The sequence below is a fragment of the Mesorhizobium erdmanii genome (assembly GCF_013170725.1).
GTDB lineage: Bacteria > Pseudomonadota > Alphaproteobacteria > Rhizobiales > Rhizobiaceae > Mesorhizobium > Mesorhizobium erdmanii.
In genome coordinates, this window is record NZ_CP033361.1 from 1,848,433 (window position 1) to 1,872,870 (window position 24,438).

The 24,438-nt window shown below is 62.6% G+C and carries 21 protein-coding genes; 14 read left to right on the forward strand and 7 right to left on the reverse strand.

All coding sequences use genetic code 11. The features are described from left to right. Window positions 1-54: 54 nt before the first annotated feature. The 5 genes from EB233_RS08925 to EB233_RS08945 form a co-directional block, all read right to left on the reverse strand. Entirely contained in the window at window positions 55-1,020 is a 966-nt protein-coding gene (locus EB233_RS08925) for an ABC transporter permease (RefSeq protein WP_064991945.1), read from the reverse strand. Then, window positions 1,017-2,570, reverse strand: coding sequence for a sugar ABC transporter ATP-binding protein (locus EB233_RS08930; RefSeq protein WP_064991946.1), 1,554 nt, complete (start codon window positions 2,568-2,570; stop codon window positions 1,017-1,019). Before EB233_RS08930 ends, EB233_RS08925 begins: the two co-directional genes overlap by 4 nt. Before the next feature lie 163 nt (window positions 2,571-2,733). Beyond that, a complete protein-coding gene (locus EB233_RS08935; protein WP_027054397.1) occupies window positions 2,734-3,729 on the reverse strand; it encodes an ABC transporter substrate-binding protein in 996 nt (331 codons plus the stop codon). A 324-nt stretch (window positions 3,730-4,053) separates the two neighbouring features. Further along, on the reverse strand, window positions 4,054-5,052 hold the full coding sequence (locus EB233_RS08940; RefSeq protein ID WP_064991947.1) for an aldo/keto reductase: 999 nt from the start codon (window positions 5,050-5,052) through the stop codon (window positions 4,054-4,056). Window positions 5,053-5,193: 141 nt separating this feature from the next. After that, window positions 5,194-6,699: a UxaA family hydrolase gene (locus tag EB233_RS08945; protein ID WP_064991948.1), complete on the reverse strand. Its 1,506-nt coding sequence runs from the start codon at window positions 6,697-6,699 to the stop codon at window positions 5,194-5,196. 252 nt (window positions 6,700-6,951) lie between these two features. Between EB233_RS08945 and EB233_RS08950 the strand changes: the two genes are divergently transcribed. The 6 genes from EB233_RS08950 (at window position 6,952) to gndA (ending at window position 12,845) form a co-directional block, all read left to right on the forward strand. Next, window positions 6,952-7,854: a GntR family transcriptional regulator gene (locus EB233_RS08950; RefSeq protein ID WP_064991949.1), complete on the forward strand. Its 903-nt coding sequence runs from the start codon at window positions 6,952-6,954 to the stop codon at window positions 7,852-7,854. A gap of 199 nt (window positions 7,855-8,053) precedes the next feature. After that, a complete protein-coding gene (locus EB233_RS08955; RefSeq protein ID WP_064991950.1) occupies window positions 8,054-8,410 on the forward strand; it encodes a DUF2946 family protein in 357 nt (118 codons plus the stop codon). A 97-nt stretch (window positions 8,411-8,507) separates the two neighbouring features. Then, window positions 8,508-9,056, forward strand: a complete 549-nt coding sequence (locus EB233_RS08960; protein ID WP_064991951.1) for a copper chaperone PCu(A)C — start codon at window positions 8,508-8,510, stop codon at window positions 9,054-9,056. A 39-nt stretch (window positions 9,057-9,095) separates the two neighbouring features. Further along, window positions 9,096-9,614, forward strand: a complete 519-nt coding sequence (locus EB233_RS08965) for a YcnI family copper-binding membrane protein (RefSeq protein WP_064991952.1) — start codon at window positions 9,096-9,098, stop codon at window positions 9,612-9,614. Between the two features lie 55 nt (window positions 9,615-9,669). Next, window positions 9,670-11,304 (forward strand): copper resistance CopC/CopD family protein, encoded by a 1,635-nt coding sequence (locus EB233_RS08970; RefSeq protein WP_081294334.1) that lies wholly within the window; start codon window positions 9,670-9,672, stop codon window positions 11,302-11,304. A 113-nt stretch (window positions 11,305-11,417) separates the two neighbouring features. Then, a complete protein-coding gene (gene gndA, locus EB233_RS08975) occupies window positions 11,418-12,845 on the forward strand; it encodes an NADP-dependent phosphogluconate dehydrogenase (protein WP_064991954.1) in 1,428 nt (475 codons plus the stop codon). Here gndA and EB233_RS08980 read toward each other — a convergent pair. Further along, window positions 12,842-13,894, reverse strand: coding sequence for a LacI family transcriptional regulator (locus tag EB233_RS08980; RefSeq protein WP_064991955.1), 1,053 nt, complete (start codon window positions 13,892-13,894; stop codon window positions 12,842-12,844). The two genes, gndA and EB233_RS08980, sit on opposite strands and share 4 nt — an antisense overlap. A gap of 393 nt (window positions 13,895-14,287) precedes the next feature. Between EB233_RS08980 and EB233_RS08985 the strand changes: the two genes are divergently transcribed. The 7 genes from EB233_RS08985 (at window position 14,288) to mgrA (ending at window position 21,668) form a co-directional block, all read left to right on the forward strand. Next, window positions 14,288-15,526, forward strand: coding sequence for an ABC transporter substrate-binding protein (locus EB233_RS08985; RefSeq protein WP_064991956.1), 1,239 nt, complete (start codon window positions 14,288-14,290; stop codon window positions 15,524-15,526). A gap of 82 nt (window positions 15,527-15,608) precedes the next feature. Continuing rightward, window positions 15,609-16,502 carry a carbohydrate ABC transporter permease gene (locus tag EB233_RS08990; protein ID WP_064991957.1) on the forward strand — a complete coding sequence of 298 codons (894 nt, stop codon included), beginning with the start codon at window positions 15,609-15,611 and terminating at the stop codon, window positions 16,500-16,502. Next, window positions 16,495-17,430, forward strand: coding sequence for a carbohydrate ABC transporter permease (locus EB233_RS08995; RefSeq protein ID WP_064991958.1), 936 nt, complete (start codon window positions 16,495-16,497; stop codon window positions 17,428-17,430). The genes EB233_RS08990 and EB233_RS08995 overlap by 8 nt, the downstream gene beginning before the upstream one ends. Before the next feature lie 2 nt (window positions 17,431-17,432). Then, entirely contained in the window at window positions 17,433-18,536 is a 1,104-nt protein-coding gene (locus EB233_RS09000; protein WP_064991959.1) for an ABC transporter ATP-binding protein, read from the forward strand. Between the two features lie 53 nt (window positions 18,537-18,589). After that, window positions 18,590-19,336, forward strand: coding sequence for a sugar phosphate isomerase/epimerase family protein (locus EB233_RS09005; protein WP_027054411.1), 747 nt, complete (start codon window positions 18,590-18,592; stop codon window positions 19,334-19,336). 11 nt (window positions 19,337-19,347) lie between these two features. Then, complete coding sequence (locus EB233_RS09010) at window positions 19,348-20,490, forward strand: Gfo/Idh/MocA family protein (protein WP_064991960.1); 1,143 nt, start codon at window positions 19,348-19,350, stop codon at window positions 20,488-20,490. Between the two features lie 131 nt (window positions 20,491-20,621). Next, window positions 20,622-21,668 carry an L-glyceraldehyde 3-phosphate reductase gene (mgrA, locus tag EB233_RS09015; protein ID WP_027054413.1) on the forward strand — a complete coding sequence of 349 codons (1,047 nt, stop codon included), beginning with the start codon at window positions 20,622-20,624 and terminating at the stop codon, window positions 21,666-21,668. An 88-nt stretch (window positions 21,669-21,756) separates the two neighbouring features. On the opposite strand, the gene EB233_RS09020 is transcribed toward mgrA, so the two are convergent. Continuing rightward, window positions 21,757-22,854 carry a serine protease gene (locus tag EB233_RS09020; protein ID WP_064991961.1) on the reverse strand — a complete coding sequence of 366 codons (1,098 nt, stop codon included), beginning with the start codon at window positions 22,852-22,854 and terminating at the stop codon, window positions 21,757-21,759. A 399-nt stretch (window positions 22,855-23,253) separates the two neighbouring features. Between EB233_RS09020 and EB233_RS09025 the strand changes: the two genes are divergently transcribed. Next, window positions 23,254-24,342, forward strand: a complete 1,089-nt coding sequence (locus tag EB233_RS09025; protein WP_064991962.1) for a trypsin-like serine peptidase — start codon at window positions 23,254-23,256, stop codon at window positions 24,340-24,342. Window positions 24,343-24,438: the final 96 nt, after the last annotated feature.

The following is a 24,438-nucleotide window of genomic DNA, read 5'->3' on the forward strand; positions in this document are numbered from 1 at the left end:
CACGAAAATCACCGGCCCGCCAGTTGCGGCAGACCGGCGATCGGTCGGGGATGCCTATTTGCCGCGGCGCCGCAGCCCGTCGAAATAGACGATGATGATGATCAGCGCGCCGGTGATGATGCGCTGCCAGAAGGCGTTGACGTTGAGCAAGTTGGCGCCGTTGTTGATGGTGGCCAGAATGAAAGCACCAAGCAGCGGGCCGTGCACCGAGCCGACCGCGCCGAACAGCGAGGTGCCGCCGATCACCGACGAGGCGATCGCCTGCAACTCCCAGCCCTCGGCCTGGGTCGGGTTGCCGATGCCGATGCGCGAGGCGAGCAGCACGCCGACAAAGGCCGCGCACAGGCCCGACAACGTGTAGGCCATGTAGATGGTGCGCTGGACATTGACGCCGGACAGGCGGGAAGCCTCGGCATTGGAGCCGACCGAAAAGAGATAGCGGCCCCAGCGGCTGTGATGCAAGAAGATGTAGGCCGGGATGCCGACCAGGATGACCATCCAGAACAGATTGGGGACACCGAGGAAGGAGTTGCGCGAGAATTCCTGGAAGGCATCGTTGTTGATCGAGATCGAATTGCCGTTCGTCATCAGAAGGCCGATGCCGCGCAGCGACGTCAGCGTCGCGAGCGTGATGATGAAGGGCGGCAGCCCCATCTTGACGATGCCGAAGCCATGGAACAGGCCAATGGCGACGCCGACCAGAAGCGTGATCAGGATGGCGAGGAAAACCGGCAGGCCGGCATTGATCAGCATCGCGGCGATGACGGTGGCGAAGCCGACCACGGCGCCGACGGACAGATCGATGCCGCCGGTGATGATGACGAAGGTCTGGCCGACCGCCAGAATGGCGATCATCGAACCCTGACGCAAAAGGTTCGAGATGTTGTTGGCCGAGGCGAAGCTCGATGTCGCCAGCGACAGGATGACCCAGAGCAGCACCAGCAGCGCCAGCAGCGTCAGCCCGAACAGGGCGTTGTAATTACGCTTGGGTTTTTCGGCGGGGACTGCCTCGGTGCTCATATCTTTCCTCCCAGCTTTTCTTGTTTCTCGGCGAGCGCCTGTGTGAGAATTTCCTCATGATCGGCGGTGCGGAACCCGTGAGTCGCCACCAGCTTGCCGCGACGGAACACATGCAGCGTATCGGCAAGTTCATAGACTTCCGGCAAATAGGACGAGATCAGGATGATGCCTGCGCCCTTCGACAACAGCGCGCCGAACAGGCGGTAGATCTCGGCCTTGGTGCCGACATCGACACCTACCGTAGGCTCGTCGAAGATGAACAGCTTGGCGCCGTGCGCCAGCCATTTGCCGATGACGATCTTCTGCTGGTTGCCGCCGGACAGGCTGGAGGCCAGCGCGTTGCGCGTCGGCGTCTTGATCCTGAGATCGGCGATCTGGCGGTCGGCCTGGGTCTTCTCCTGAGAGCCGGAGATCAAAAGATTGTTCGAGATGCGCTTGTAGATCGGCAGGTTGAGATTGAAACCTACAGGCAGGTTGAGACACAGGCCCTGGTCGCGGCGGCTCTCCGGCGCCAGCGCCATGCCAAGCTTTATGGCATCGTGCTCGGAATTGACCTGGACCTCCTTGCCCTCCCAGAGAATCTGGCCCGCTGATTTGCGGTGGCGGCCGTAAAGCGTGGTGACGAACTCGCTGCGCCCGGCGCCGATCAGCCCGTAGAGCCCGACGATCTCGCCGGCGCGAACGGTCATCGAGACGTTTTCGAAGCCCTTGCCCGACAGGCCCCTCGCTTCGATGATTGCAGCGCCCGGGGTGAAATGCTCCTTGTGGTAGATCTGTTCGATCGAGCGGTTGATCATCAGCTTGACCAGTTCGGCGTCGTTGGTCTCACTGATGTTCCTAGTGCCGACCAGCGTGCCGTCGCGCAGCACCGAGACGCGATCGGCCAGCTCGAAGACTTCCTCCATGCGATGGCTGATATAGATGATGGTCACGCCTTCGCCCTTCAGCCGGCGGATCAGGGTGAAGAGTTGGTCGGCCTCCTTGCGGGTGAGGTAGGCGGTCGGCTCGTCGAAGATCAGGAATTTGGTGCCGCGCACGGTGGCGCGGGCGGCGGCGATCAGCTGCTGCTGGCCGATGGTGAGGTCGCCGAGCACGACATGCGCCGGCAGGTCGAAGCCGAGATCGTCGATGATCTTCTGCGCTTCCTTGACCATGGCGCGCTGCTGCAGGATGCCGAAGCGGGAATTCTCCTCGCCGAGGAACATGTTGGCGGCGACGGTCAGGTGACGGCAGAGCACGACTTCCTGATGCACCGCGTTGATGCCGAGCGCCATCGCCTCATGCGGCGTTGCCAGCGCCGCCGGCTTGCCTTCCCAGATGACATCGCCTGACGTGCGCGGCATGACGCCGGTCAGAAGCTTGATCAGCGTCGATTTGCCGGCGCCGTTCTCGCCGACGATGGCGTGGATTTCGCCGGATTTGAAGGCGAGGTTCACCGGCCTCAAGGCATGGGTGCCGGGATATCTCTTCTCGAGCCCGCGCAGTTCGAGGATCGTCCTGCCGGGCTCCAGCACGGGGTGAGGGTGCAGCTTTTGTGCCGTCGATGTCATGACAATCCTCCCAGATCGGCCTCCCGGATTGCCTCGCGATTTGGCACGCGGCGAGGCTTTGAGATGCCGGTCTGAGCAAGTTTAGCCCAGGCCGGCGGATTTCCAAACGACATGGCTGTTTCCGGGGCACGAGGCCCCGGAAACTGTGCGGCTGCGCCGAGGCTTAGTTGAGCTTCGGATTGAGCAGCGCGTCGATCTTTGGATCCTTCATGTTGGCCTTGGTAACGAGGTTGGCGCCGGTGTCGACATTAGCCTCGACCTTTTCGCCCTTCGAGGCAGCGAGCGCGGTCTTGATGCCGTCATAGCCCATCCGGTACGGGTCCTGGACGACGAGGCCGGAAATGACGCCGTCATTCAGGAACTTGATCAGCTTCTCGTCGCTGTCGAAGCCGATCAGTCCGACCTTGCCGGCAAGCTTGTTCTCGGCGATCGCCTGGCCGACGCCCTGCGCCATGATCAGGTTGGAGGCGAAGATACCCTTCAGGTCCGGGTTGGCGGTGATCAGGTCGGTCGCGATGTTGAGGCCGGTGGTGGCCTGGCCGTCGGCATATTTGTCGGCGACCAGTTCGAGACCGGGATACTTGGCCTTGAGCTGTTCCTTGAAGCCTTGGGCGCGCTGTTCGAGCGAGCCGGCACCAGGCAGCGCGGTGATCAGAGCGACCTTGCCTTCGACCTTGCCGCCATTGGCGGCGCCGATGGCAGCGGCAAGGCCGTCCGCGGCGACGCGGCCGCCCTGCACGTTGTCGGTGGTCAGGAACGAGGTGAAGGCCTTGGAGTCGGCGCTGGAATCGATGCCGATGATCTTGACCTTGGCGGCGGCCTCGTCGATCGGCTTGCCGAGCGCCTTGGCTTCGGTCGGCGCGATGACGACGGCGGCCGGATTGCCGGCGACGGCGTTCTCGAGGATCGAGATCTGGCCATTGACGTCGGTCTCAGCCTGGGCGCCGAGTTCCGGCACGTTGACGCCGAGATCCTTGCCGGCCTTGCGGGCGCCGGCGAGCACGATCTGCCAGTAGAACGATGTGGTGTCCTTGACGATGATCGGAATGGTCACGTCGGCAGCGGAAACCGGTGCCGTATGCATGACGCCGGCGAGCATCGAGGCTGCTGCCAGAGCCATCACGGCACGGCGGTTGAGAATGCTGGTCACGAATTTCATAGGATTCCTCCCTAAGTCGCCCGGTGAACGTTACGGAAGCTCCGTCAGGATAGGCGGGGCCCTAAACAGAACTTTATCAATAAAAAACATTTACGCTGTTTTGATAGTGCATCGACATGGACGATGCAAGCGATGTTTCGCGCCTGACCTCCCTTGGGCAGGCAGAGACACATTCAGGCGCCGCTCCTCCCTGGACGCGGCCAAGTGCTCCCGTTCCGTTCCACTACGGCATGGAATATTAATTCCATGCCGTAGTCAATGTGGAACATTCATTCTTTTTGCGGGTTCGCGACTTTGTGAAGTCGCGCCCCGCTGCTGCCGGCTTCAGGCCAGCGTCTGCACCACGGTGTAGGCACGATATTTTTCGTATTCTGTCCGCGGCACGTCAACCTCGAGCAGTTCGAGGTTGCGTGTCAGGTTCGTCAGTTTGGCGGTCCCGGTCAGCACGGTGGCGACCGTTGGCTCATCCAGGGGAAACTGGAAAGCCGCGGCGGCCAGCGGGTAGCCGCCTTCGCCGGCGATCTTCTCCATAGCGTCGACCCGGTCGAGCACATCACGACTGGCGGGCTGGTAGTCGAAATGCGCGCCTTGCACTGGCCCGGTCGCCAATATGCCGGAGTTGAAGACACCGCCGATGACGAGCGATGTCTGTTGTTTCAGGCACAACGGCAGCAGCTCGACTTCCGCGCTGCGATCAAGCAAGGAATAGCGGCTGGCGAGCAGGATGCAGTCGAGCGGCGCCCGGCGCATCACGTCGAGGCAGATCTGGACCTCGTTGACGCCGAGCCCATGGGCGGAAATCGTGCCGGAGCGTTTCAGCTCATCGAGTGCCTTGAGCCCGCCATCCATCAGCTGGCGAAAGTGCAACTTGGTCTTCTCGACGCCATGCGTGTAGGCGCCGATGTCGTGCACATAGAGGATATCGATCTTGTTCAGGCCAAGTCGCGCATAACTGAAGTCGACCGACCGCATGATGCCGTCATAGGAATAGTCGTAGTCGACCGCGAAAGGCAGCGGATCGACATAGGAGTGATCGGGCACCTGGTCTTCCGGCACCGGACGGAAAAGACGTCCGACCTTGGTCGACAGCACATAGGAATCGCGCGGCTTGTAGCGCAGGAAATCGCCGAAGCGTCGCTCCGACAGACCGAAACCGTAGAAGGGCGCGGTGTCGAAATAGCGCAAGCCCGCCTCCCAGGCGCCTTGCAGCGTCTCCATCGCCGCCTCGCGCGAACAGGCGCGGTAGAGGCCGCCGATGGCGGCACCACCGAAACTCACCTCGGTGACCTCGAGCGCCGTCTGGCCGATGCGGCGTTTTTCCATGCAAAGCCTCCCCTTTGCCGGCCGTTGCCCGGCCCGGCAGTCTACCATATGTCAGTCGGATTCAGAGCAATTCCACGAAAGGTGAGTAGCGGTTTTCCCGGGAGAAGCGCATGGCGCATCCCCTAGGAATTGCTCAGAGAATTAGAGCGTCGCGCCGAGATGCCAGGGCACGAACTCGTTGTCGCCATAGCCGAAATCCTCGCTTTTGGTCTTGCGGCCAGAAGCCGTCTCGACAATCAGTTCGAAGATCTCGCGGCCCATGCCGGCGATGGTCTTTTCGCCCGAGGCGATGACGCCGCAATTGACGTCCATGTCCTCTTCCATCTGATGATACATGGTCGAGTTGGTGGCGACCTTGATCGACGGTGTCGGCCGGCAACCGAAGCAGGATCCGCGGCCGGTGGTGAAGACGATGACATTGGCGCCGCCGGCGACCTGGCCGGTGGCCGAGACCGGGTCGTAGCCGGGCGTGTCCATGAACACCAGTCCGTTGCCGGTGACCTTTTCGGCATAGCCGAAGACGCCGTTGAGGGGCGTCTGGCCGCCCTTGGCAACCGCGCCCAGCGACTTCTCCAGGATGGTGGTGAGGCCGCCGCGCTTGTTGCCGGGCGAGGGGTTGTTGTCGATCGAGGCGCCATGCTTGGCGACGTGGTCTTCCCACCACTTCACATAGCCATCGAGCTTTTTGGCGATCTCGGGCGTCGCCGCGCGGTAGGCGAGCAGATGCTCGGCGCCATAGATTTCCGTGGTCTCGGAGAGGATGCCGATGCCGCCGACGCCGGCCAGAATGTCGACGGCCGCGCCCAGCGCCGGATTGGCCGTGATGCCCGACATGCCGTCGGAGCCGCCGCACTGCAGGCCGACGACGATCTCCGAGACCGGGATCGGCTCGCGCTTCAGCTGGCCGACTTCCTCGGCGATCTCGGCCAGCACCCCCATCGCCTTTTCCACCGATTTGCGCGACCCGCCGGCGTCCTGGATGTTGAAATGGCGTTTGCCGGCGGCGACGCCCTTCTGGCCGTAGAGGGTGAGCTGGTTGACCTCGCAGCCCAGGCCGACCATCAGCACGCCGCCGAAATTCGGGTGGCGGGCATAGCCGGCGAGCGTGCGGTGCAGCACCATCATGCCGTCGCCGGTGCCGCTCATGCCGCAGCCCTGGCCGTGGACGATGGGCACGAAGCCGTCGATGCCGGGATATTTCGGCAGCAAGGTCCGGTTGGCGGTGTCGGCGATGGAATGGCAGACCGTGGCCGAGCAATTGACGCTGGCGACGATGCCGATGAAGTTGCGCGTGCCGGCGCGGCCGTCGGCGCGTCGAAAACCCATGAAGGTGCGGGCGCGGTCGGCTTCGGTCGCATGCTCGGCCTCGCTTGGCGGCACCACCGGCAGGCGGCCGGCCTCGAAAACCAGATTGTGCGAATGGACGTGCTCGCCCGGCGCGATGTCCTGCGTGGCGCGGCCAATCGCCTGGGCATATTTGACCACGGCTTCGCCGGCGGCAATCGGCTTGATCGCCACCTTGTGGCCGGGCTCGATGACGGCGGTGGCAGACGCACCGCCCGGCAGAACGGTGCCGATCTCGATGCGGCCATTGGCAACGGCGACATTGTCGGCGGGGGACAGAAGAATGGTATTGGAGACGTTCACGGGCGGTTTCCTGGGTGATCCTGGGATGCGCGGATTGACACGCGCCTGTTAAGAGTTAATGTCTTTTATCGTGAAAAAACAGTTTTGCGTCAATTGTTTTTTCGCAGGCGCCGCGCGTGCCTCTGGCAGTGGCGGCGCGGCAAACAACGGACGGGACCCCAGCGAAAGCGTTTCCTGCTTTTCAGGGTCATGGGAACGTCATATTGCGCTTCAAGCCGGCCACCGCAAGCGCCGGCACGAGTGGGGCAGGGAATGTCGAAGAGCAACAACGTCTACAAGGACGCCTACAACAGGTGCCTCAGGCTGCTCGACGAAACGCGCAGCCTGCCGTCGGAACCGGAACTGGGCGCGCTGCTCGGCGTCAGCCGCACCACCGTGCGCAGCATCCTGACGCGCATGGAGGAAACCGGGCTGATCGCCTGGAACAAACGCGCCAAGACGGTACTGCGAGACCCGCGTCCGGATGATTTCTTCCCCGAGGAGGAGACCGACACGCTGGCCGAGATCATCGAGCGCTCGTTCATGCGGCGGCTGCTCGCCGGCGGCGCCGAGGCCGGCATGCAGATCAACGAGCTCGAACTGGCGCGCGAGATCGGAGTCGGTACCACCAGCGTGCGCGAGTTCCTGATCCGCTTCTCGCGCTTCGGTCTGATCGAGAAACGCCGCAACAGCCATTGGGTGCTGAAGGGCTTTACGCGGGCTTTCGCGCTCGAACTGACCGAAATCCGCGAGATGTTCGAACTGCGCTCTGCGGCTGCCTTCGCCGCGCTGCCGCAGGACAGCGCGGTCTGGGCCGATCTCGATCGCCTGGAGGACGAGCATCGCCTGTTGGCCAGCGAGATCGCCACCCGCTTCAACGAATTTTCCGAGCTGGACGAGCGCTTTCATCGGCTCATCCATCGCGCTTCGCGCAACCGCTTCATCGTCGATTTCTACGATGTCATCGCCATGATCTTCCATTACCACTACCAGTGGAACAAGGCGCAGGAACGCGAGCGCAACGAAGTCGCGGTCGGCGAGCATCTTGCCTATATCGAGGCGCTCAAGTCGCGCGACCTCGGCAAGGTCGACGCCGCCTGCCGCAAACACCTGAAGTCGGCGCGCCAGACATTGCTGACGTCGATCCCGGAAAACCGACCCTCGCAAAAACCCTGAGCCGCGCCGCGGCTCAAGTTTCTGTCTTATGCCTGTCGTTATCCCAAAACCGCTGCGCACTTTTCGACGGCAAGCACCAGTCGCGCCGCGTTGCCGCAGCATCGAATTCCCGATTTTCGGCCTGACGCTACCATGATAGGGATGTTTCCAGGTCGCTGAAGAGGGAAATCGTTTGAACAGCCGGGGGAGACGCTGGAGCATGCCGGTCGCGCTGGTCGCGGCCTACCTGCTGCTGCTGCAGTCGACGCTCGGCGCGTTTGCCTTCGGCACGGGGCCGAATGCCGCGCAGCTCGACGCTTTCGGCAATGTCATCTGTAGCCACGATGGCGCCACCCAGCTTCCTGGCGGCGACCAGCACCCTTCGCACCTGCCGGCTTGTTGCACGCTTGGCTGCAGCATGTTTTCATCGGCCTTCGCCCCGCCACCCGATGCCGGGCTAGCCCTGGCCAGCCTGTCCTTTGGAGCGGTCGCCTTCGTCTTTCCGGCGAGCATTCACCTCGATTTTGCGCGCGAACGCACGCCGTCGAACCCGCGCGCGCCGCCGCTGGCGGCCTGAGCCAGATTGTCCGGTGAAACCTTTCGCCGGCCCACCTATCCAAAGATCAAACGGCTCGCGACCGGCGACGGCGCGATCATTACTTCATGGAGCAACCATGTCCTATTCCTTCCCAATCGCCCCGCGTCCCATGCTCGGCCGCAACAGATCCGTCCGGCGCACCCTAGAGCAGCGTCTCGGCATTGCCGTGTTGGCCTTTGTCGTGTTGTTCTTAGGCGCCCAGACGGTCTTCGCGCATGAATTCAAAGTCGGCGATCTCGAGATCGGGCATCCCTGGTCGCGTGCCACGCCGGCCGGCGCCAAGGTGGCCGGCGGCTATCTCACCATCACCAACAATGGCAGCACGCCGGACCGGCTGGTGTCGATTAGCTCCGATATCTCCGGAAAGGCCGAGCTGCACGAAATGGGCGTCAAGGACGGCGTCATGACCATGCGGCCGGTTACCGGCGGTCTCGAAATTCCGGCCGGCGGCAAGGTCGTTCTGGGTCCCGGCAGCTATCATGTGATGTTCATGGATTTGAAGCAGCCACCCAAGCAAGGTGAGATGTTCGCCGCCACGCTGACCTTCGAAAAGGCGGGGACGGTGACGATCAAATTCGCCGTTCAAGCCATTGGCAGCGCGGCACCCCAAGAAGACAACGAATAAACCGGCCGTCGTACCGATCAGGATTCTAGAGGGACCATCATGAACAAGTATCTTTTGGCGGCCGCAGCGCTTCTGGTGCTGGGGACGAACGTCGCCTTTTCGCACATCACGCTCGAAACGCAGGAAGCGGCTGTCGGTTCGACCTACAAGGCGGTGCTGCGCGTGCCACATGGTTGCGACGGCAAGGCAACGACCGCCGTGCGCGTGCAGATCCCGGAAGGGGCGATCGCGGTGAAGCCGATGCCGAAGCCGGGCTGGACGCTACAGACCAAGAAGGGCAAATATGAAAAATCCTACCAGCTCTATGGCCAAGCGGTGACCGACGGCGTCAAGGAAGTCGACTGGAGCGGCGGCAATCTGCCGGATGAATTCTATGACGAGTTCGTCTTCCGCGCCACGCTGACCGCGGATCTGCCGGCCGGCCAGAAGCTCTACTTCCCGGTGGTGCAGGAATGCGGCGATGCCACCGACCGCTGGATCGAGATACCGGCGGCAGGGCAGGATGAAGACGCGCTGGAGAACCCGGCGCCCGGCATCAAGCTCACGCCGAAGAAATAGTTTTCTCCTTGGCGCGCTCCGATTGCCGGAGCGCGCCGCGTCACCGTGGCATGGCATGACCGCAATATCGTCTCCGATGGTCGATACCACCAGCAAGCTATCCGGCTGGCTTGCCGGTGGGCTACTGGCCCTGCTCATGGCTTTTACCGTCATGGCATCGACAGATCAGGCCTTTGCCCATGCCGCGCTGATCAAGACGGATCCGGCCGACGGTGCCGTGCTGGCACAGGCTCCGACACGGTTGTCGTTGACTTTCAGCGAGCCGGTTTCGCCGCTCGTGCTCACTCTGGTGAAGCCCGACGGCACGCCGCTTCCACTGACGTCCTTCCGCCTTACCGACCAGACGGTCGAGATCGACAATCCGCAAGCGCTCAAGTCCGGCACCCATGTGCTGAGCTGGCGTGTCATTTCCGCCGACGGCCATCCGGTCGGCGGCTCGCTGTTGTTTTCCATCGGTGCGCCAAGCGAGCCGCCCGCCATATCCGAAGCGGTCGACTGGCCGCTGCGCTCGGCGATCTGGATCGGCAAGGTTTTGCTCTACATCGGTCTTTTCATCGGCGTCGGCGGCGCCTTCGCGCTGGCCTGGCTGAGTGGCGAGCGACGACCCGGTCAGCGTTTTGTCTCGGCGGCGGTGCTTTGCGGGCTGGTGGCGGCACCCTTGTCGCTCGGCTTTCAGGGGCTCGACGCGCTCGGTGCGCCGCTTTCCCATCTGGCGCAGCCGATAATCTGGCGGACCGGGCTCGGCACCAGTTTCGGCTGGACGGTGCAGGTCGCCCTGGTTTCGCTGGGGTTCGGTCTCTTGTCGCTGGCTGGCCCGCGCCGGGCCGCCAGGCCCTTTGCGCTGGCCGCACTGGCCGGTGTGGGCGCGGCACTTGCGGCCAGCGGCCACGCCAGCGCGGCTGAGCCGCAATGGCTGACGCGGCCGTTGGTTTTCGTGCATGGCGCCGGCATTGGCTTCTGGGCCGGCGCGCTGGTGCCGCTCGGCCTTGCGCTGAAGCGTCAAACGGCCGATGCCGTCGTTTTCCTGCACCGTTTCTCCTTGGCGATCCTGCCTGTCGTGGCCGTGCTTGCGACGGCCGGCATCGTGCTCGCCGTCATCCAGGTGCAGACGCCCTCGGCGTTGGTCGGTACCGCCTATGGCCGGCTGCTTCTGGTCAAGCTCGCGCTACTGGTCTTCCTGTTCACGCTGGCCGCCGTCAACCGCTGGAAACTCACCGCCTCGGTCGAGGCGGGGGCAACGGAGGTGCAACGCAGGCTGACCCGCTCGATTTCGGTCGAGATGCTGCTCGTGCTGGCGATCTTCGGCGTGGCCGCCGGCTGGCGCTTCACGCCGCCGCCGCGGGCGCTGGCGATCGCGGCGGCGCAGCCGGTTTCAGTCCATATCCATACGCTACAGGCGATGGCCGATCTCAGCATCACACCAGGCCATGCCGGCCAGGTCGGGGCCTCGATGATCATCATGACCGGTGATTTCGGCCCGCTCGACGCCAAGGAAGTGACGCTGGTGCTGTCGAAACCCGATTCCGGCATCGAACCGCTGAAGCGCGCGGCTACCAAGCCGGGCGATGGCAGCTGGCGTGTCGACAACCTCGTCATTCCGGTTCCCGGCCGCTGGACGGTGCGCATCGACATCCTGATTTCGGACTTCCAGATCGTGAAGATCGAAGCGCCGGTGGACATCAGGCCGTGATGGTCTATATGGCCGCTTGCGAAGCCAGGCGGTTGACGCGGCACTGAACGCTCGTCAATCATCCGCCAAATCGCGGGCTCCAACCAACAAGATCCGAAAGCAGGGAAGAAACGATGGAAAAAGCCGAAATCGGCCTGATCGGCCTTGGCACGATGGGCTCCAACCTGGCGCTGAACATCGCCGAACACGGGCACCGCATCGCCGTCTTCAACCGCACCCGCGCCCGCACCGACGCCTTTGTCGAGAATGCCGGCGCGCTGAGGAACATGGTTGTCCCCTGCTACAGCCTGGAGGAGCTTGCCGCGGCGATCCGGCCGCCGCGCCCGATCATCATCATGGTTCTGGCCGGCAAGCCGGTCGACGAACAGATCGAAGCCTTGCGCGGCGTGCTGTCCAACAACGACATCGTCATCGATGCCGGCAACGCCAATTTCCGCGACACGATGCGGCGCTTCTCCGAGCTGTCCGGCTCGGGCCTCACCTTCATCGGCATGGGCGTCTCCGGCGGCGAGGAGGGCGCGCGGCACGGGCCGTCGATCATGGTCGGTGGTACCGAAGAGTCGTGGAAGCGTGTCGAAAACGTGCTCACCGCCATCTCGGCAAAATTCAAGGACGAACCCTGTGCCGCCTGGCTCGGTACCGATGGTGCCGGGCATTTCGTCAAGACCATCCACAACGGCATCGAATATGCCGACATGCAGATGATCGCCGAAATCTACGGCATTCTGCGTGATGGCCTGGGCATGGGGCCGAAGGACATCGGCACGGTGTTTTCCAACTGGAACAAGGGCCGGCTCAATTCCTACCTGATCGAGATCACCGCCAAGGTGCTGGCCGCCGACGATCCCAAGACCGGCAGGCCGGTGGTCGACATCATCCTCGACCGTGCCGGCCAGAAGGGCACCGGCAAATGGTCTGTCATCGAGGCGCAGCAGCTCGGCATTCCAGCGACCGCGATCGAGGCGGCGGTGGCGGCACGCGTGCTGTCGTCGATCAAGGACGAGCGGCTGGCGGCGGAAAAAGCCTATGGCACGATCGGCGTGACAAAGATTTCCGGCGACAAGGACGCACTGCTGAAAGACCTCGAACTGGCGCTGTTCGCCGGCAAGATCGCCGCCTACGCGCAAGGTTTCGCCGTGATGAGCGGGGCCTCGAAGGAATTCAACTGGAACCTTCCGATGCCGACAATCGCCAGGATCTGGCGCGCCGGCTGCATCATCCGCTCGCAGATGCTGGATACGATGGCCGAGGCTTTCAGCAGCGGCGGCGCGGCGACCAATCTGTTGATGGCGCCGGCTTTCATCGCCTTGATGCAGGAGGCGCATCCGTCGCTGCGGCGCATCGTGGCAAGGGCTTCCGAGGCCGGCTCGCCGGTGCCGGCGCTGTCTTCGGCTCTTGCCTATTTCGACAGCTACCGCCAGGGCCGTGGCACCTCGAACCTGATCCAGGCGCAGCGCGACTTCTTCGGTGCGCATGGCTTCGAACGCATCGGCGAGCAGGGCGCGTTCCACGGCCCGTGGGGGAGCGGGGCTGCGGGTTAGTCCGTGGAGCGCTGGTAGGCAAGAACCTCGCCTGGCACGCTGAGACTTTGCAGCGAGCCAGGTGCTGCGCCGCTGATCCAGCCGAGCACGGAGCGGGCGAGCTCCGAGCCTGCCAGCCGGAAGTTCTCGTTGACGATCAGCAGTTCGGGCCGGAACAGGTGCAAAAGGTCCGATGATTGCTTGGAGACGATGTCGACATCGCGGCCAAGCTTGAGGCCGGCATCCTCGATGCCGGCAACCAGTGCCAGTGTCGCCGCCGCGGCGCTGCTGACGAAACCGTCCGGCCTGATGTCGCGGCGCATCAGCTGCGCCGTCCTCGTCCTGATTTGCTCGATCGAATGGTCGATCGAGACGGTGCTGAACGGGACCTCGCTGGCGCCGACCTCGCTCAGGGCGTCGGCAAAACCGTTGACCGTATGGCCGTGATAGGTCAGTCCGACGGGTGGCGCCAGCAGAGCGAGCTTGCGGCGTCCCATGCTCGCAAGGCGCCGCACCGCTTCGACCGCGAAGGCGTGATTGTCGAAATCATGATAGGGATGGACCAGCCCCATATCGGTGCGGCCATGCGTGGCAAAGGGAATGCCGTGCTCCAGCATATAGCGGGCCCTGGCATCATTCGGCTGCGTTCGCGAGATGATGACACCATCGGCAGAGCCGGTCTCGACCAGATAGCGGATTGGGTCAAGCGGATCCTGCGAGCGCGAATAAGGCGTGACGATCAAATGGTAGGGCGTGTCGGCAATGACCTCCGAGACGCCGTAAATGATGTCGGAGACAAAACTCATGATCTCCTGCTCGGTATTGAGCACGAGGCTGATGACATTGGTCTTGCCGGTTCTGAGGCGCACGCCGGCCCGGTTCGGCCGGTAGCCGATCTGCTTGGCGACGAGCTGGACGCGGCGCCTGGTTTCGGCGCCGATCTCGGGGGCATCCTTCAGGGCGCGCGATACGGTGGTGACGCCGAGCCCGGTCATGAAGGCAAGCGTCTTCAGCGTCGGCCGCCCTTGCGCCGACGTCTCGTCGTTCTTTTCCGTTCGCCGTCTGTCCATTCGTCCCGCCCGTCAGGCGCATAGCAGCCGCAAGCCTGGTCGGCAATCGCCGCGATTGGCGGCGTGGCATGATTTTAACCCGTCGGGGTGTCAATATACTGAAACGTTACAGATTGCCAATCTCATGGCCTGACTGGCGAATGCGGAAGCAAACACGTGAGCGTGAATTCTCCAGAGAATCCAAGGCGAACCGTCATCCTTCCTGCCATTTTGCCGGCTTTTGCTTATTTTGCACTGCAATAGCTCATATTGCGACGCACAATGGACTCTCCGGCCAATGGATTTTGTTCGCGGCTCGAAAAATATCGGACATCCTTCACTCCTGGGGTTGCACCATCCGCGCAATTGCCGTATCGAAAATCTGTAACGTTTCAGATTCTGGGAGGAACCGAAATGCGATACAAACTTTTGACCGCCGTGCTGGCGGCGACGGCCGCGCTGCAGTTCGCCGGTCCGGCCACTGCCACGGACCTGGAAGTCACTCACTGGTGGACCTCCGGCGGTGAGGCGGCGGCGGTCGCGGAACTTGCCAAGGCTTTCGACGCCACCGGCAATCATTGGGTCGACGGCGCCATTGCCGGGTCCGGCGGTACGGCACGGCCGATCATGATCAGCCGCATCACGGGCGGCGATCCGATGGGCGCCACTCAGTTCAATCATGGCCGGCAAGCGGAAGAGCTGGTGCAGGCCGGCCTGATGCGCGACCTCACCGATGTCGCCACCAAGGGCAAATGGACAGAGGTCGTGCGGCCGAAGAGCCTGCTCGACAGCTGCACCATCGGCGGCAAGATCTACTGCGTGCCGGTCAACATCCATTCCTGGCAGTGGCTGTGGCTCTCGAACGAAGCCTTCCAGAAGGCCGGCGTGCCGCTGCCGAAGAACTGGAATGAACTCGTTGCGGCCGCCCCAGCGCTGGAAAAGGCAGGCATCGTGCCGCTCGCGGTCGGCGGGCAGGCCTGGCAGTCGTCCGGCGCCTTCGACGTGCTGCTTGCCGCGGTCGGCGGCACCGACACCTTCCTCAAGGTCTACAAGGACAAGGACGCCAAGTTCGCAGCCGGTCCCGAAGTCGCCAAGGTGTTCAAGGCGGCCGACGATGCCCGCAAGATGGCCAAGAACACCAATGTGCAGGACTGGAACCAAGCCACCAACATGGTCATCACCGGCAAAGCCGGCGGTCAGATCATGGGCGACTGGGCGCAAGGTGAATTCCAAGTGGCCGGCAAGACCGCCGGCAAGGACTATACCTGTCTTCCTGGCCTTGGCCTGAACGAGGTCATCGCCACCGGCGGCGATGCCTTCTACTTCCCGCTGCTCAAGGATGCCGACAAGGCCAAGGCGCAGGAAGTGCTGGCCGAGACCTTGCTCGATCCCAAGACCCAGGTTGCCTTCAATCTCAAGAAGGGCTCACTGCCCGTGCGTGGCGACGTCGACCTCAACGCGGCGAACGATTGTATGAAGAAGGGTCTCGCCATCCTGGCCAAGGGCGCCGTCATTCCATGGACGGACCAGTTGCTTTCGCAGGACAGCCAGAAGCAGAAGGAGGACCTGTTCTCCGAGTTCTTTGCCAAGCCCGAGATGACCGTGGAAGAGGCGCAGAAGCGCTTCGCCGCCATCATCGCGACGGCGGACTGATATCGCAGGCCTCCTTCGTTCCCGGCCTGGTGCGCCAGGCCGGGAACGCGCCGCCCTTACCCGATCCAGCGTGGCTGTACCGATGAGCAAGAGCGAACGCCCCAGCCGACTGTTTCGCAACCTCAATGCGAAGGTCGCCTCGATCCCGATGATCCTCACCGCTCTGGTGGTGTTCGTCGGCGGCACGGCGTGGACGGTGCTCTATTCCTTCACCAATTCGAAGCTGTTGCCGCGGCTGAATTTCGTCGGCCTCGACCAATACTACCGGTTGTGGGCGACGCCGCGCTGGCTGGTCTCGATCGAGAACCTCCTCATCTACGGCGTGATCTCGCTGGTGTTCTCGCTGGTGATCGGTTTCGTCCTGGCGGCGCTGCTCGACCAGAAGATCCGCTTCGAAGACACGTTCCGCACGATCTTCCTCTATCCCTTCGCGCTCTCCTTCATCGTCACCGGTCTCGTCTGGCAATGGCTGCTCAATCCGGACTTCGGCATCCAGGGTGTGATTCGAAGCCTTGGCTGGACAAGCTTCGACTTCGATCCGCTCTACAATTCCAGCATCGTCATCTACGGCATATCGATCGCTGCGCTGTGGCAAGGCACCGGGCTGATCATGTGCCTGATGCTGGCCGGCCTGCGCGGCATCGACGAGGACATCTGGAAGGCGGCCCGGGTGGACGGGATTCCGATGTGGAAGACCTACCTGTTCATCATCATCCCGATGATGCGGCCGGTCTTCATCACCACGCTCGTTATCATCGCATCGGGCATCGTCAAGGTCTACGACCTGGTCGTCGCCCAGACCAGCGGAGGCCCCGGCATCGCCTCCGAAGTGCCGGCGAAGTATGTCTATGACTACATGTTCTTCGCCCAGAATCTCGGCCAGGGTTTTGCCGCCTCCACCATGATGCTGCTCTCGGTGATGATCGTCATCGTGCCGTGGGCCTATCTCGAATTCGGAGGCAGGAAGCGTGTCTGACCATGCCGTTTCCCTTTCCGCACCGTCCCCCTCCATCAATGCCGATGCCTGGGGCCCAAGTGGACCGAAGCCGCGTCACGTGTTCTCGCGCCGCAACATCTTCCTCTATGGCACGCTCATCCTGGTGGCGTTGTACTATCTCTTGCCGCTCTATGTGATGGTCGTTACCTCGCTCAAAGGCATGCCGGAAATTCGTCTCGGCAACATCTTCTCGCCACCGCTCGAGATCACTTTCGAGCCCTGGGTCAAGGCGTGGTCGACGGCTTGCACCGGGCTGAATTGCGACGGACTATCGCGCGGCTTCTGGAACTCCGTTCGCATCACCGTGCCCTCGGTGATCCTGTCGATCGCGATAGCATCGGTAAACGGCTATGCGCTGGCCAACTGGCGCTTCAAGGGCGCCGACACGTTCTTCATCATCCTGATCGTCGGTGCCTTCATCCCCTATCAGGTGATGATCTATCCGATCGTCATCATCCTGCGCGAGATCGGGCTCTACGGCAGCCTCACTGGCCTGGTCATCGTCCATTCCATTTTCGGCATGCCCATCCTGACCCTTTTGTTCCGCAACTATTTCACCTCCATGCCGGAGGAGCTGTTCCGGGCGGCGCGTGTCGACGGTGCCGGTTTCTGGGGCATCTATCTGCGCATCATGCTGCCGATGTCGCTGCCGATCTTCGTCGTCGCCGTCATCCTGCAGGTGACAGGCATCTGGAACGACTTCCTGTTCGGCGTCGTCTACACCCGTCCTGACACCTACCCGATGACGGTGCAGCTCAACAACATCGTCAATTCCGTGCAGGGCGTGAAGGAATACAACGTCAATATGGCGGCCACCATCCTGACCGGGCTGGTCCCGCTCGTCATCTATTTCATTTCCGGCAGGCTTTTCGTGCGTGGCATTGCTGCCGGCGCGGTGAAAGGGTGATAATGGCAGAAATCACTAGTCCCAGCGTATCGATCCAGAACCTGTCGCTGAACTATGGCGCGGTGTCGGTTCTGCAGACACTCAATCTCGACATCGCCGAGGGCGAGTTCATCGTGCTGCTCGGACCCTCCGGCTGCGGCAAGTCGACCTTGCTCAACTGCATTGCCGGGCTGCTCGACATTTCGAAGGGCCGCATCTTCATCAAGGGCAAGAACGTCACCTGGGAAGAGCCGAAGGATCGCGGCATCGGCATGGTGTTCCAGTCCTATGCGCTCTATCCGCAAATGACCGTCGAGAAGAACCTATCCTTCGGCCTGCGTGTCGCGGGCGTGCCCAAGGACGAGATCGCCAAACGCATCGCGCGCGCTGCCGAGATCCTGCAGATCGAGCCGCTGTTGCAGCGCAAGCCTTCCGCCCTTTCCGGCGGTCAACGGCAGCGCGTGGCGATCGGGCGGGCGCTGGTGCGCGATGTCGACGTCTTCCTGTTCGACGAACCGCTGTCCAATCTTGACGCCAAGCTACGATCCGAACTGCGCGTCGAGATCAAGCTTTTGCATCGCAAATTGCAAAACACCATGATCTACGTCACCCACGACCAGATCGAGGCGATGACGCTCGCCGACCGCATCGCGGTGATGAAGGGCGGCGTCATCCAGCAGCTAGACGCGCCGCAGACCATCTACAATCGTCCGGTCAACCGGTTCGTCGCCGGCTTTCTCGGTTCGCCGGCGATGAATTTCATCGAGGGGCAACTGGAAGCGGGCAATGCCGCGACTTTCACCGCCGACGGCGTTTCGATACCGCTCGACCGCTACGAGTTCGACAACGATGCCGGTGGCGGGGGTAAGCCCTGCGTGTTCGGCATCAGGCCCGAGCACATTGCCTTTGGAGATGCTGCCAAGGCTATGCCGTTCACGGCCGAGTCCGCAGTCGAAATCGTCGAGCCGATGGGCTCCGACACGCTGGTGTGGACCAAACTCGGCGGCCGCAATTTTTCCTTCCGTGTCGAGGCGGAAAAGACGCTGCGCACTGGCGATCCAGTACGGATCGGCTTTGATCCGGCCCGCGCCTCTTTGTTCGAGACACCATCCGGCAACCGCATGTAGGCCCCGAGAACCATCTTCCCAAAGACTATCCCCAAGCAGAACGGACAGAGACGATGAACTGGTCATTCCAACTTTACAGCGCCCGCAATTTCCAGCCCTGGGAGGGCGTGCTCGCCACACTCGGCAAGCTCGGCTACACGCAAGTCGAAGGCTTCGGCGGCGTCTATGAAAATCCCAAGGCCTTCCGCGCCGAACTCGACAAGAACGGTCTTGCCATGCCGACCGGGCATTTCTCGATCGATGCGCTGGAGAAGGATTTCGACGGCGTTCGCACGACAGCCGACGCGCTCGGCATCAAGCTCTTGATCTGCCCCTATCTGATGGCCGAGGACAGGCCGTCCGATGCCGCCGGCTGGCGCGGCTTCGGCGAACGCCTGGCCAAGGTCGGCGAGGTTGCCGCGAAGGCGGGCTACGGCTTTGCCTGGCACAACCATGATTTCGAGTTCAAGGCACTCGCCGACGGTTCCGTGCCGCAGGACCACATCCTGTCTGCCGCCCCCGATATCGGCTGGGAGATGGACCTCGCCTGGGTGGTGCGCGGTGGCGCCGATCCGCTGCCCTGGATCGAGAAGCACGGCAAGCGCATCGTCGCCGTGCATGTCAAGGACATTGCCAGGCCGGGCGAAGGACTGGACGAGGATGGCTGGTCGGATGTCGGCCACGGTACGATCGACTGGGCTGGCCTGATCAAGGTCTTGCGGGCCAAGAGCGCGGCGAAATACTTTGTCATGGAACAGGACAACCCCAACGATATCGAGCGCTTCGCCCGCCGCTCGATCGCATCCGTCAAGGCTTACTAGGAACAATCAACATGGCAAAGAAACTGGGTATTGGCGTCATCGGCTGCGGCAACATCTCGAAGGCGTATTTTTCGCTGGCGCCGCTGTTTCGCGGCATCGAGATGCGCGCCTGCGCCGACATCAACATGGACGCGGCGAGGGCGCGAGCAAAGGAGTTCAAGCTGCGCGCCGAGACCGTCGAGGAATTGCTCGAGGCCGACGACATCGACATCATCGTCAACCTGACGATACCGGCCGTGCACTACGAGGTGTCGAAGCGGGTGCTCGACGCCGGCAAGCATGTCTATTCGGAAAAACCGTTCGTGCTCTCGCTCAAGGAGGGCCAGGATCTCAAGGCGCGGGCGGAGAAGAAGGGGTTGCGCATTGGCTCGGCACCCGACACTTTCCTCGGCGGCGCGCACCAGCTGGTGCGCGAACTGATCGACGAGGGCAAGCTCGGCAAGATCACCAGCGGCACCTGCCATGTCATGGGTCACGGCATGGAACACTGGCACCCCAATCCGGATTTCTTCTTCCAGCCGGGCGCCGGACCGGTGCTCGATATCGGTCCGTACTACATCACCAATCTGATCCAGCTGATCGGGCCGGTGAAGCAGGTGGCGGCTTTTGCCACGACCCCGGCCAAGGAGCGGACGATTTCATCGAAACCGCGCGCGGGTGAAAAAATCCCGGTCAACACGCCGACCACCATCCACGGTCTGCTGGAGTTCGAGAATGGCGCCGTGGTGACGCTGAACACCAGCTGGGACGTATGGGCGCACGGCCACGCGCCGATGGAGCTCTATGGCGAGGCGGGCACGGTTTTCGTGCCGGACCCGAACTTCTTCGGTGGCGACGTGCGCTTCACCGAAGAGGGCAAGCCGGTCAAGAAGCTGCCGAAATGGAAGCACCCGCTTGGCGTGCCCAATGAGATGCACGGCCAGGGCATGATGGCCAACTACCGTACATCGGGCCTCGCCGACATGGCGCTGGCGATCGTCGAAGGGCGGCCGCACCGCTGCTCGATGGAACTGGCGCTGCATGCCGTCGATGTCATGACCGGCCTCCTGCGTTCCGGCGAAACCGGCAAGTTCGTGGCCATGCAGACCACATGCGAGCGGCCGGCCGCGCTTGGCATCAAGGCCGCCAAGGAATTGCTGGCGAAAAAGAAGTAGCGCAGGATTATCGATAATTTTGACCTGCCCCTCTCCCCGTACCGCCGGGGAGAGGGTAAAAGGGCGCCGGGCCGGCTCACCGCGTTTGCGATGAAGCCGTGCGGTCTGTTTACATCCGAGGATTTTTCCCAATGCCCTATGTCGCTGCCGAAAATCGCTATGAAAAGATGATCTACAACCGTTGCGGACGGTCCGGTCTCAAGCTGCCGGCGATCTCGCTCGGGCTGTGGCACAATTTCGGCAATGACACGCCGCACCGGACCAAGCAGGCGATTGTCCGCAAGGCCTTCGATCTCGGCATCACGCATTTCGATCTCGCCAACAATTACGGGCCGCCGCCCGGCTCGGCCGAAACCGCTTTCGGTGAAATCCTGCGCACCGATTTCTCCGCCTATCGTGACGAATTGATCATCTCGACCAAGGCCGGTTATGAAATGTGGGCCGGTCCCTATGGCGAATGGGGCGGGCGCAAATACATGCTGGCCAGCCTCGACCAGAGCCTGAAGCGGATGGGGCTGGACTATGTCGACATCTTCTATTCGCACCGCTTCGATCCCGACACGCCGCTGGAAGAAACCATGGGCGCGCTCGACCATGCGGTGCGTTCGGGCAAGGCGCTTTATGCCGGCATCTCGTCCTACAATTCGCAGCGCACCCGCGAGGCCGCCGACATATTGCGGCAGCTCGGCACGCCATGCGTCATACACCAGCCGAGCTATTCGATGCTGAACCGCTGGGTCGAGGAGGACGGCCTGCTCGATACGCTGGAAGGGCTCGGCGTCGGCTCGATCGTGTTCTCGCCGCTGGCGCAAGGCATGCTGACCGACAAATATCTCGGCGGCATCCCCGAAGGCAGCCGCGCCTCGCAGGGCAAGTCGCTGAAGACCGCCTTCATCAACGACCGCACCATCGCCAACATCAAGGCGCTCAACGCCATCGCCGGTAAGCGTGGCCAGACCCTGGCGCAGATGGCGCTGGCCTGGGTGTTGCGCAAGGGCAAGGTGACGTCGGCGCTGATCGGCGCCAGCCGGCCGGAGCAGGTCGAGGACTGCGTCGGCGCGCTGAAGGTGCTCGATTTCAGTGACGCGGAACTCGCCGAGATCGACAGCTACGCGCGCGAATCCGACATCAATCTGTGGGCGGCTTCCGCCGAGCGCAAAGGTCCGCCGAGGAAATAGGGTTGCCAAGGGAATAACTCCGTTTGACAAGCCGGCAAGCAACGGCGGGACATCCCGCCGTTTTCATGTGCGCCCAAAATGCCGCGCTTCAGGGTGTTTTCGGCTTTTGCGCGGTGCCCAGTCCCGCTTTCGGCTTTTCCGGCGCCGGAGCAGGGGTCTTCATCTTCGCCTCAATCCAGCTGCTGTAGTTGGCCAACCGCGTGTAGATGCCATAGGCGTCCTTGTGTCCGCAGGCCGCACTGCCGTCGGCCGGGCCTTCGCCCCAACTGACGACGCCGACCTGGACCGGGCTACCGGCGCCGGTCATGAACAGCGGGCCGCCGCTGTCGCCGTTGCAGGCATCGCGCACGCCGCTGGTGGTGCCGGCGCAGATCATGTTTGATGTCAGCGGGTCGGTCATGTCGGCGGCGATCGCGTTGGCGGCGGCATCGATGCCCTTTTCCGAATAGCGCATGCGATGGGACAGGTCGCCGAGAGCTGCCTTCAGATCATGCGCGTAGATGGCCTTGATGCCGCTGTTGCAGGCGCTGTTCGGCTGCAGCTCGAGGTCGGCGACCATCAGCGTGGTCGGGAACGTTCCGTCCTGCATCTTGCCCCAGCCGGTGACGGTGGTCTTGCCGGTGTCGGGGGTCGATTCATGGGTGAGCTTGATGGTCGGCGCGTCGGCCGGCTCGGCGAGCCGGAGCAGGCCAAGATCGTTGTCGAGCGTCTGTTCGCTGTAGCCCTCGTTGACGATGACCTGCAATACCTTGTGGCGCTTGCCTTCGCTGAGGTCGGTGGCGCCGGTCAGCACGGTGACCGAGTCTGGCGAGATCGGCTTGCCCTTGTCGTTGAGGCAGTGCGCCGCCGTCAGCACCCATTGCGGGGCGATCAGGCTGCCGCCGCAGAATTGCGCATTGGCCTGCGAGGCCGGGTTCTCGTCCAGCCTGGCGGTGGTAAGCAGCGCAACCTGGAACGGATAGGCGCCTTTTTCGGCCTGGTTGCCGCCGTAGACGCGGTCGGCGCCGTCGGGGTTCTCCGCCGCGGCCTTGGCCCTGGCGTCGGTCACCCGCTGCATCGGCGAGATCGCCGCTTCCGGCCTGACGGTGCTTTCATCCGCCTGGCCGGTGTTGATTGAAATGACCGTAGCGGCGATGCCAAGCAGCGAAGCGGCAACGATTGGCCCGAATTGATTTGTGGTGTGCACCTGAACCCTCCTCAGACAATTTCCCGCGGATCGACGCCGGGCATCGTGCAAGGAGGCGTTGCCGGTTCGGCGATCCGCACGCGTGCCATATCGAAACGGCGCGCGATCGGTCACAAAACCGAATCCCACTTTTGCCAACCGTGCCCGCGAGCAGAACCCGCACAAAATCCTATAGCCCCCCACGGGCTACGTGGAAGCGATTTGTCATTGCCAATCTTGGATTATTTTAGGCAGTATACCACGGCAGGATTTTTTTTGGCGGGGGCCTTGAAAATGACCGCTTAGAACAACGCTCGGCGGAATGCCGGTGGCTAGATATCATTTTTCGCCGTCACCACGATCCCGACAATATTTCTGTATTTTCATTCAGTCCTTGCTGACTTTTGGGAGAGTCTCACCATGACGAAACTGACAAACACCTTTATAGCGTCCGCATTGCTGTCCTCTGCGATGTGGGCTGTTCCGGCTTTCGCCGCCGATCCCGGCTCCGCCAGTGGCGGTAATGGCGAAAGCATGCGGGACGTATCTTCAGGCGACTTCAAGGCCGGTCGGGCAAAACCGATCACGACACCGAAACTTACTGACGAAGACAGCCGCGCCGCGCCGCTCACCGACGAGAAGACGGCTGTCAAATCCTATGGCATCGTCGGACGGTCCGCCGATGGCAAGATGATCAAGATCGAGCCGAGCGAAGCGCTGCGCGAGATCATCATCAAGGAACTGAACGCTCCGGCCAACGGCGCTGAAGGTGGCCCGCGCAAGACCGAGGATCCCGGGCTTGGCGAGGGCGAAGCCGGCCGCCAGGTTTTCGGCACCGACGATCGCGAGCAGGTCAAGAACACCAAGACCTATCCATTCTCGGCGATCGGCTATCTCGAAGCCAAGTCGAAGACCGGCTATGGCAGCTGTTCGGCGACGCTGATCGGCCCGCGCACGGTGCTCACGGCGGCGCACTGCCTCTACAGCCATGAGGATAAGGACTGGCTGTCCGACTATCTGTTCGTGCCAGGCCTCAACGGCAGCACCGCCGATGACGCCCCGTTCGGCGCCTTCACCTATGAGAGCGCCTATGTGTTGCAGGGCTTCATCGACAACTACCAGGGCTATTACGGCTCGGTGATCCCGTGGGACCTGGGTATCGTCACGTTGAAGCAGGATGTCGGCACCAACCTCGGTTGGCTGGGCTACGCCAACTATGACGACCTGGGCGACTTCACCGCCAACCTCGTTGGTTACCCCGGCGACAAGCCGATGGGCACGATGTGGAAGACAAGCTGCGAAGTGCATGCCGAAAACATCGCTCCGGAATATTTCCAGTACGACTGCGATACGTTCCCGGGGTCGAGCGGCAGCTCGGTGTATGCCTATGACAACAGCTCCAAGCAGCGCATCATCACCGGCGTCAACGTGGCGGAAAGCCCCGAGGCGAACACCGCCGTGCGCCTGAACGCAGCCAACGTTCAGTGGATCAACAGCCTGTACAAATAATCCAGGCTGGGATCTGAGAGAATGCGAGGCGGTGGGTCAATCCCGCCGCCTTTTTCATGCCGGCGCTTCCTGCGTGGCTAGGCGCCGTCCCGGGAA

Coding starts and splice junctions, on each gene's coding strand:
- EB233_RS09010 (WP_064991960.1), top strand. CDS start 19,348: ATGGCAAAGAAACTGGGTATTGGCGTCATCGGCTGCGGCAACATCTCG.
- EB233_RS08980 (WP_064991955.1), bottom strand. CDS start 13,894: ATGGACAGACGGCGAACGGAAAAGAACGACGAGACGTCGGCGCAAGGG.
- gndA (WP_064991954.1), top strand. CDS start 11,418: ATGGAAAAAGCCGAAATCGGCCTGATCGGCCTTGGCACGATGGGCTCC.
- EB233_RS08930 (WP_064991946.1), bottom strand. CDS start 2,570: ATGACATCGACGGCACAAAAGCTGCACCCTCACCCCGTGCTGGAGCCC.
- EB233_RS08925 (WP_064991945.1), bottom strand. CDS start 1,020: ATGAGCACCGAGGCAGTCCCCGCCGAAAAACCCAAGCGTAATTACAAC.
- EB233_RS08955 (WP_064991950.1), top strand. CDS start 8,054: ATGCCGGTCGCGCTGGTCGCGGCCTACCTGCTGCTGCTGCAGTCGACG.
- EB233_RS08985 (WP_064991956.1), top strand. CDS start 14,288: ATGCGATACAAACTTTTGACCGCCGTGCTGGCGGCGACGGCCGCGCTG.
- EB233_RS08970 (WP_081294334.1), top strand. CDS start 9,670: ATGACCGCAATATCGTCTCCGATGGTCGATACCACCAGCAAGCTATCC.
- EB233_RS09005 (WP_027054411.1), top strand. CDS start 18,590: ATGAACTGGTCATTCCAACTTTACAGCGCCCGCAATTTCCAGCCCTGG.
- EB233_RS08960 (WP_064991951.1), top strand. CDS start 8,508: ATGTCCTATTCCTTCCCAATCGCCCCGCGTCCCATGCTCGGCCGCAAC.
- EB233_RS08965 (WP_064991952.1), top strand. CDS start 9,096: ATGAACAAGTATCTTTTGGCGGCCGCAGCGCTTCTGGTGCTGGGGACG.
- mgrA (WP_027054413.1), top strand. CDS start 20,622: ATGCCCTATGTCGCTGCCGAAAATCGCTATGAAAAGATGATCTACAAC.
- EB233_RS08990 (WP_064991957.1), top strand. CDS start 15,609: ATGAGCAAGAGCGAACGCCCCAGCCGACTGTTTCGCAACCTCAATGCG.
- EB233_RS09025 (WP_064991962.1), top strand. CDS start 23,254: ATGACGAAACTGACAAACACCTTTATAGCGTCCGCATTGCTGTCCTCT.
- EB233_RS08950 (WP_064991949.1), top strand. CDS start 6,952: ATGTCGAAGAGCAACAACGTCTACAAGGACGCCTACAACAGGTGCCTC.
- EB233_RS09000 (WP_064991959.1), top strand. CDS start 17,433: ATGGCAGAAATCACTAGTCCCAGCGTATCGATCCAGAACCTGTCGCTG.
- EB233_RS08940 (WP_064991947.1), bottom strand. CDS start 5,052: ATGGAAAAACGCCGCATCGGCCAGACGGCGCTCGAGGTCACCGAGGTG.
- EB233_RS08935 (WP_027054397.1), bottom strand. CDS start 3,729: ATGAAATTCGTGACCAGCATTCTCAACCGCCGTGCCGTGATGGCTCTG.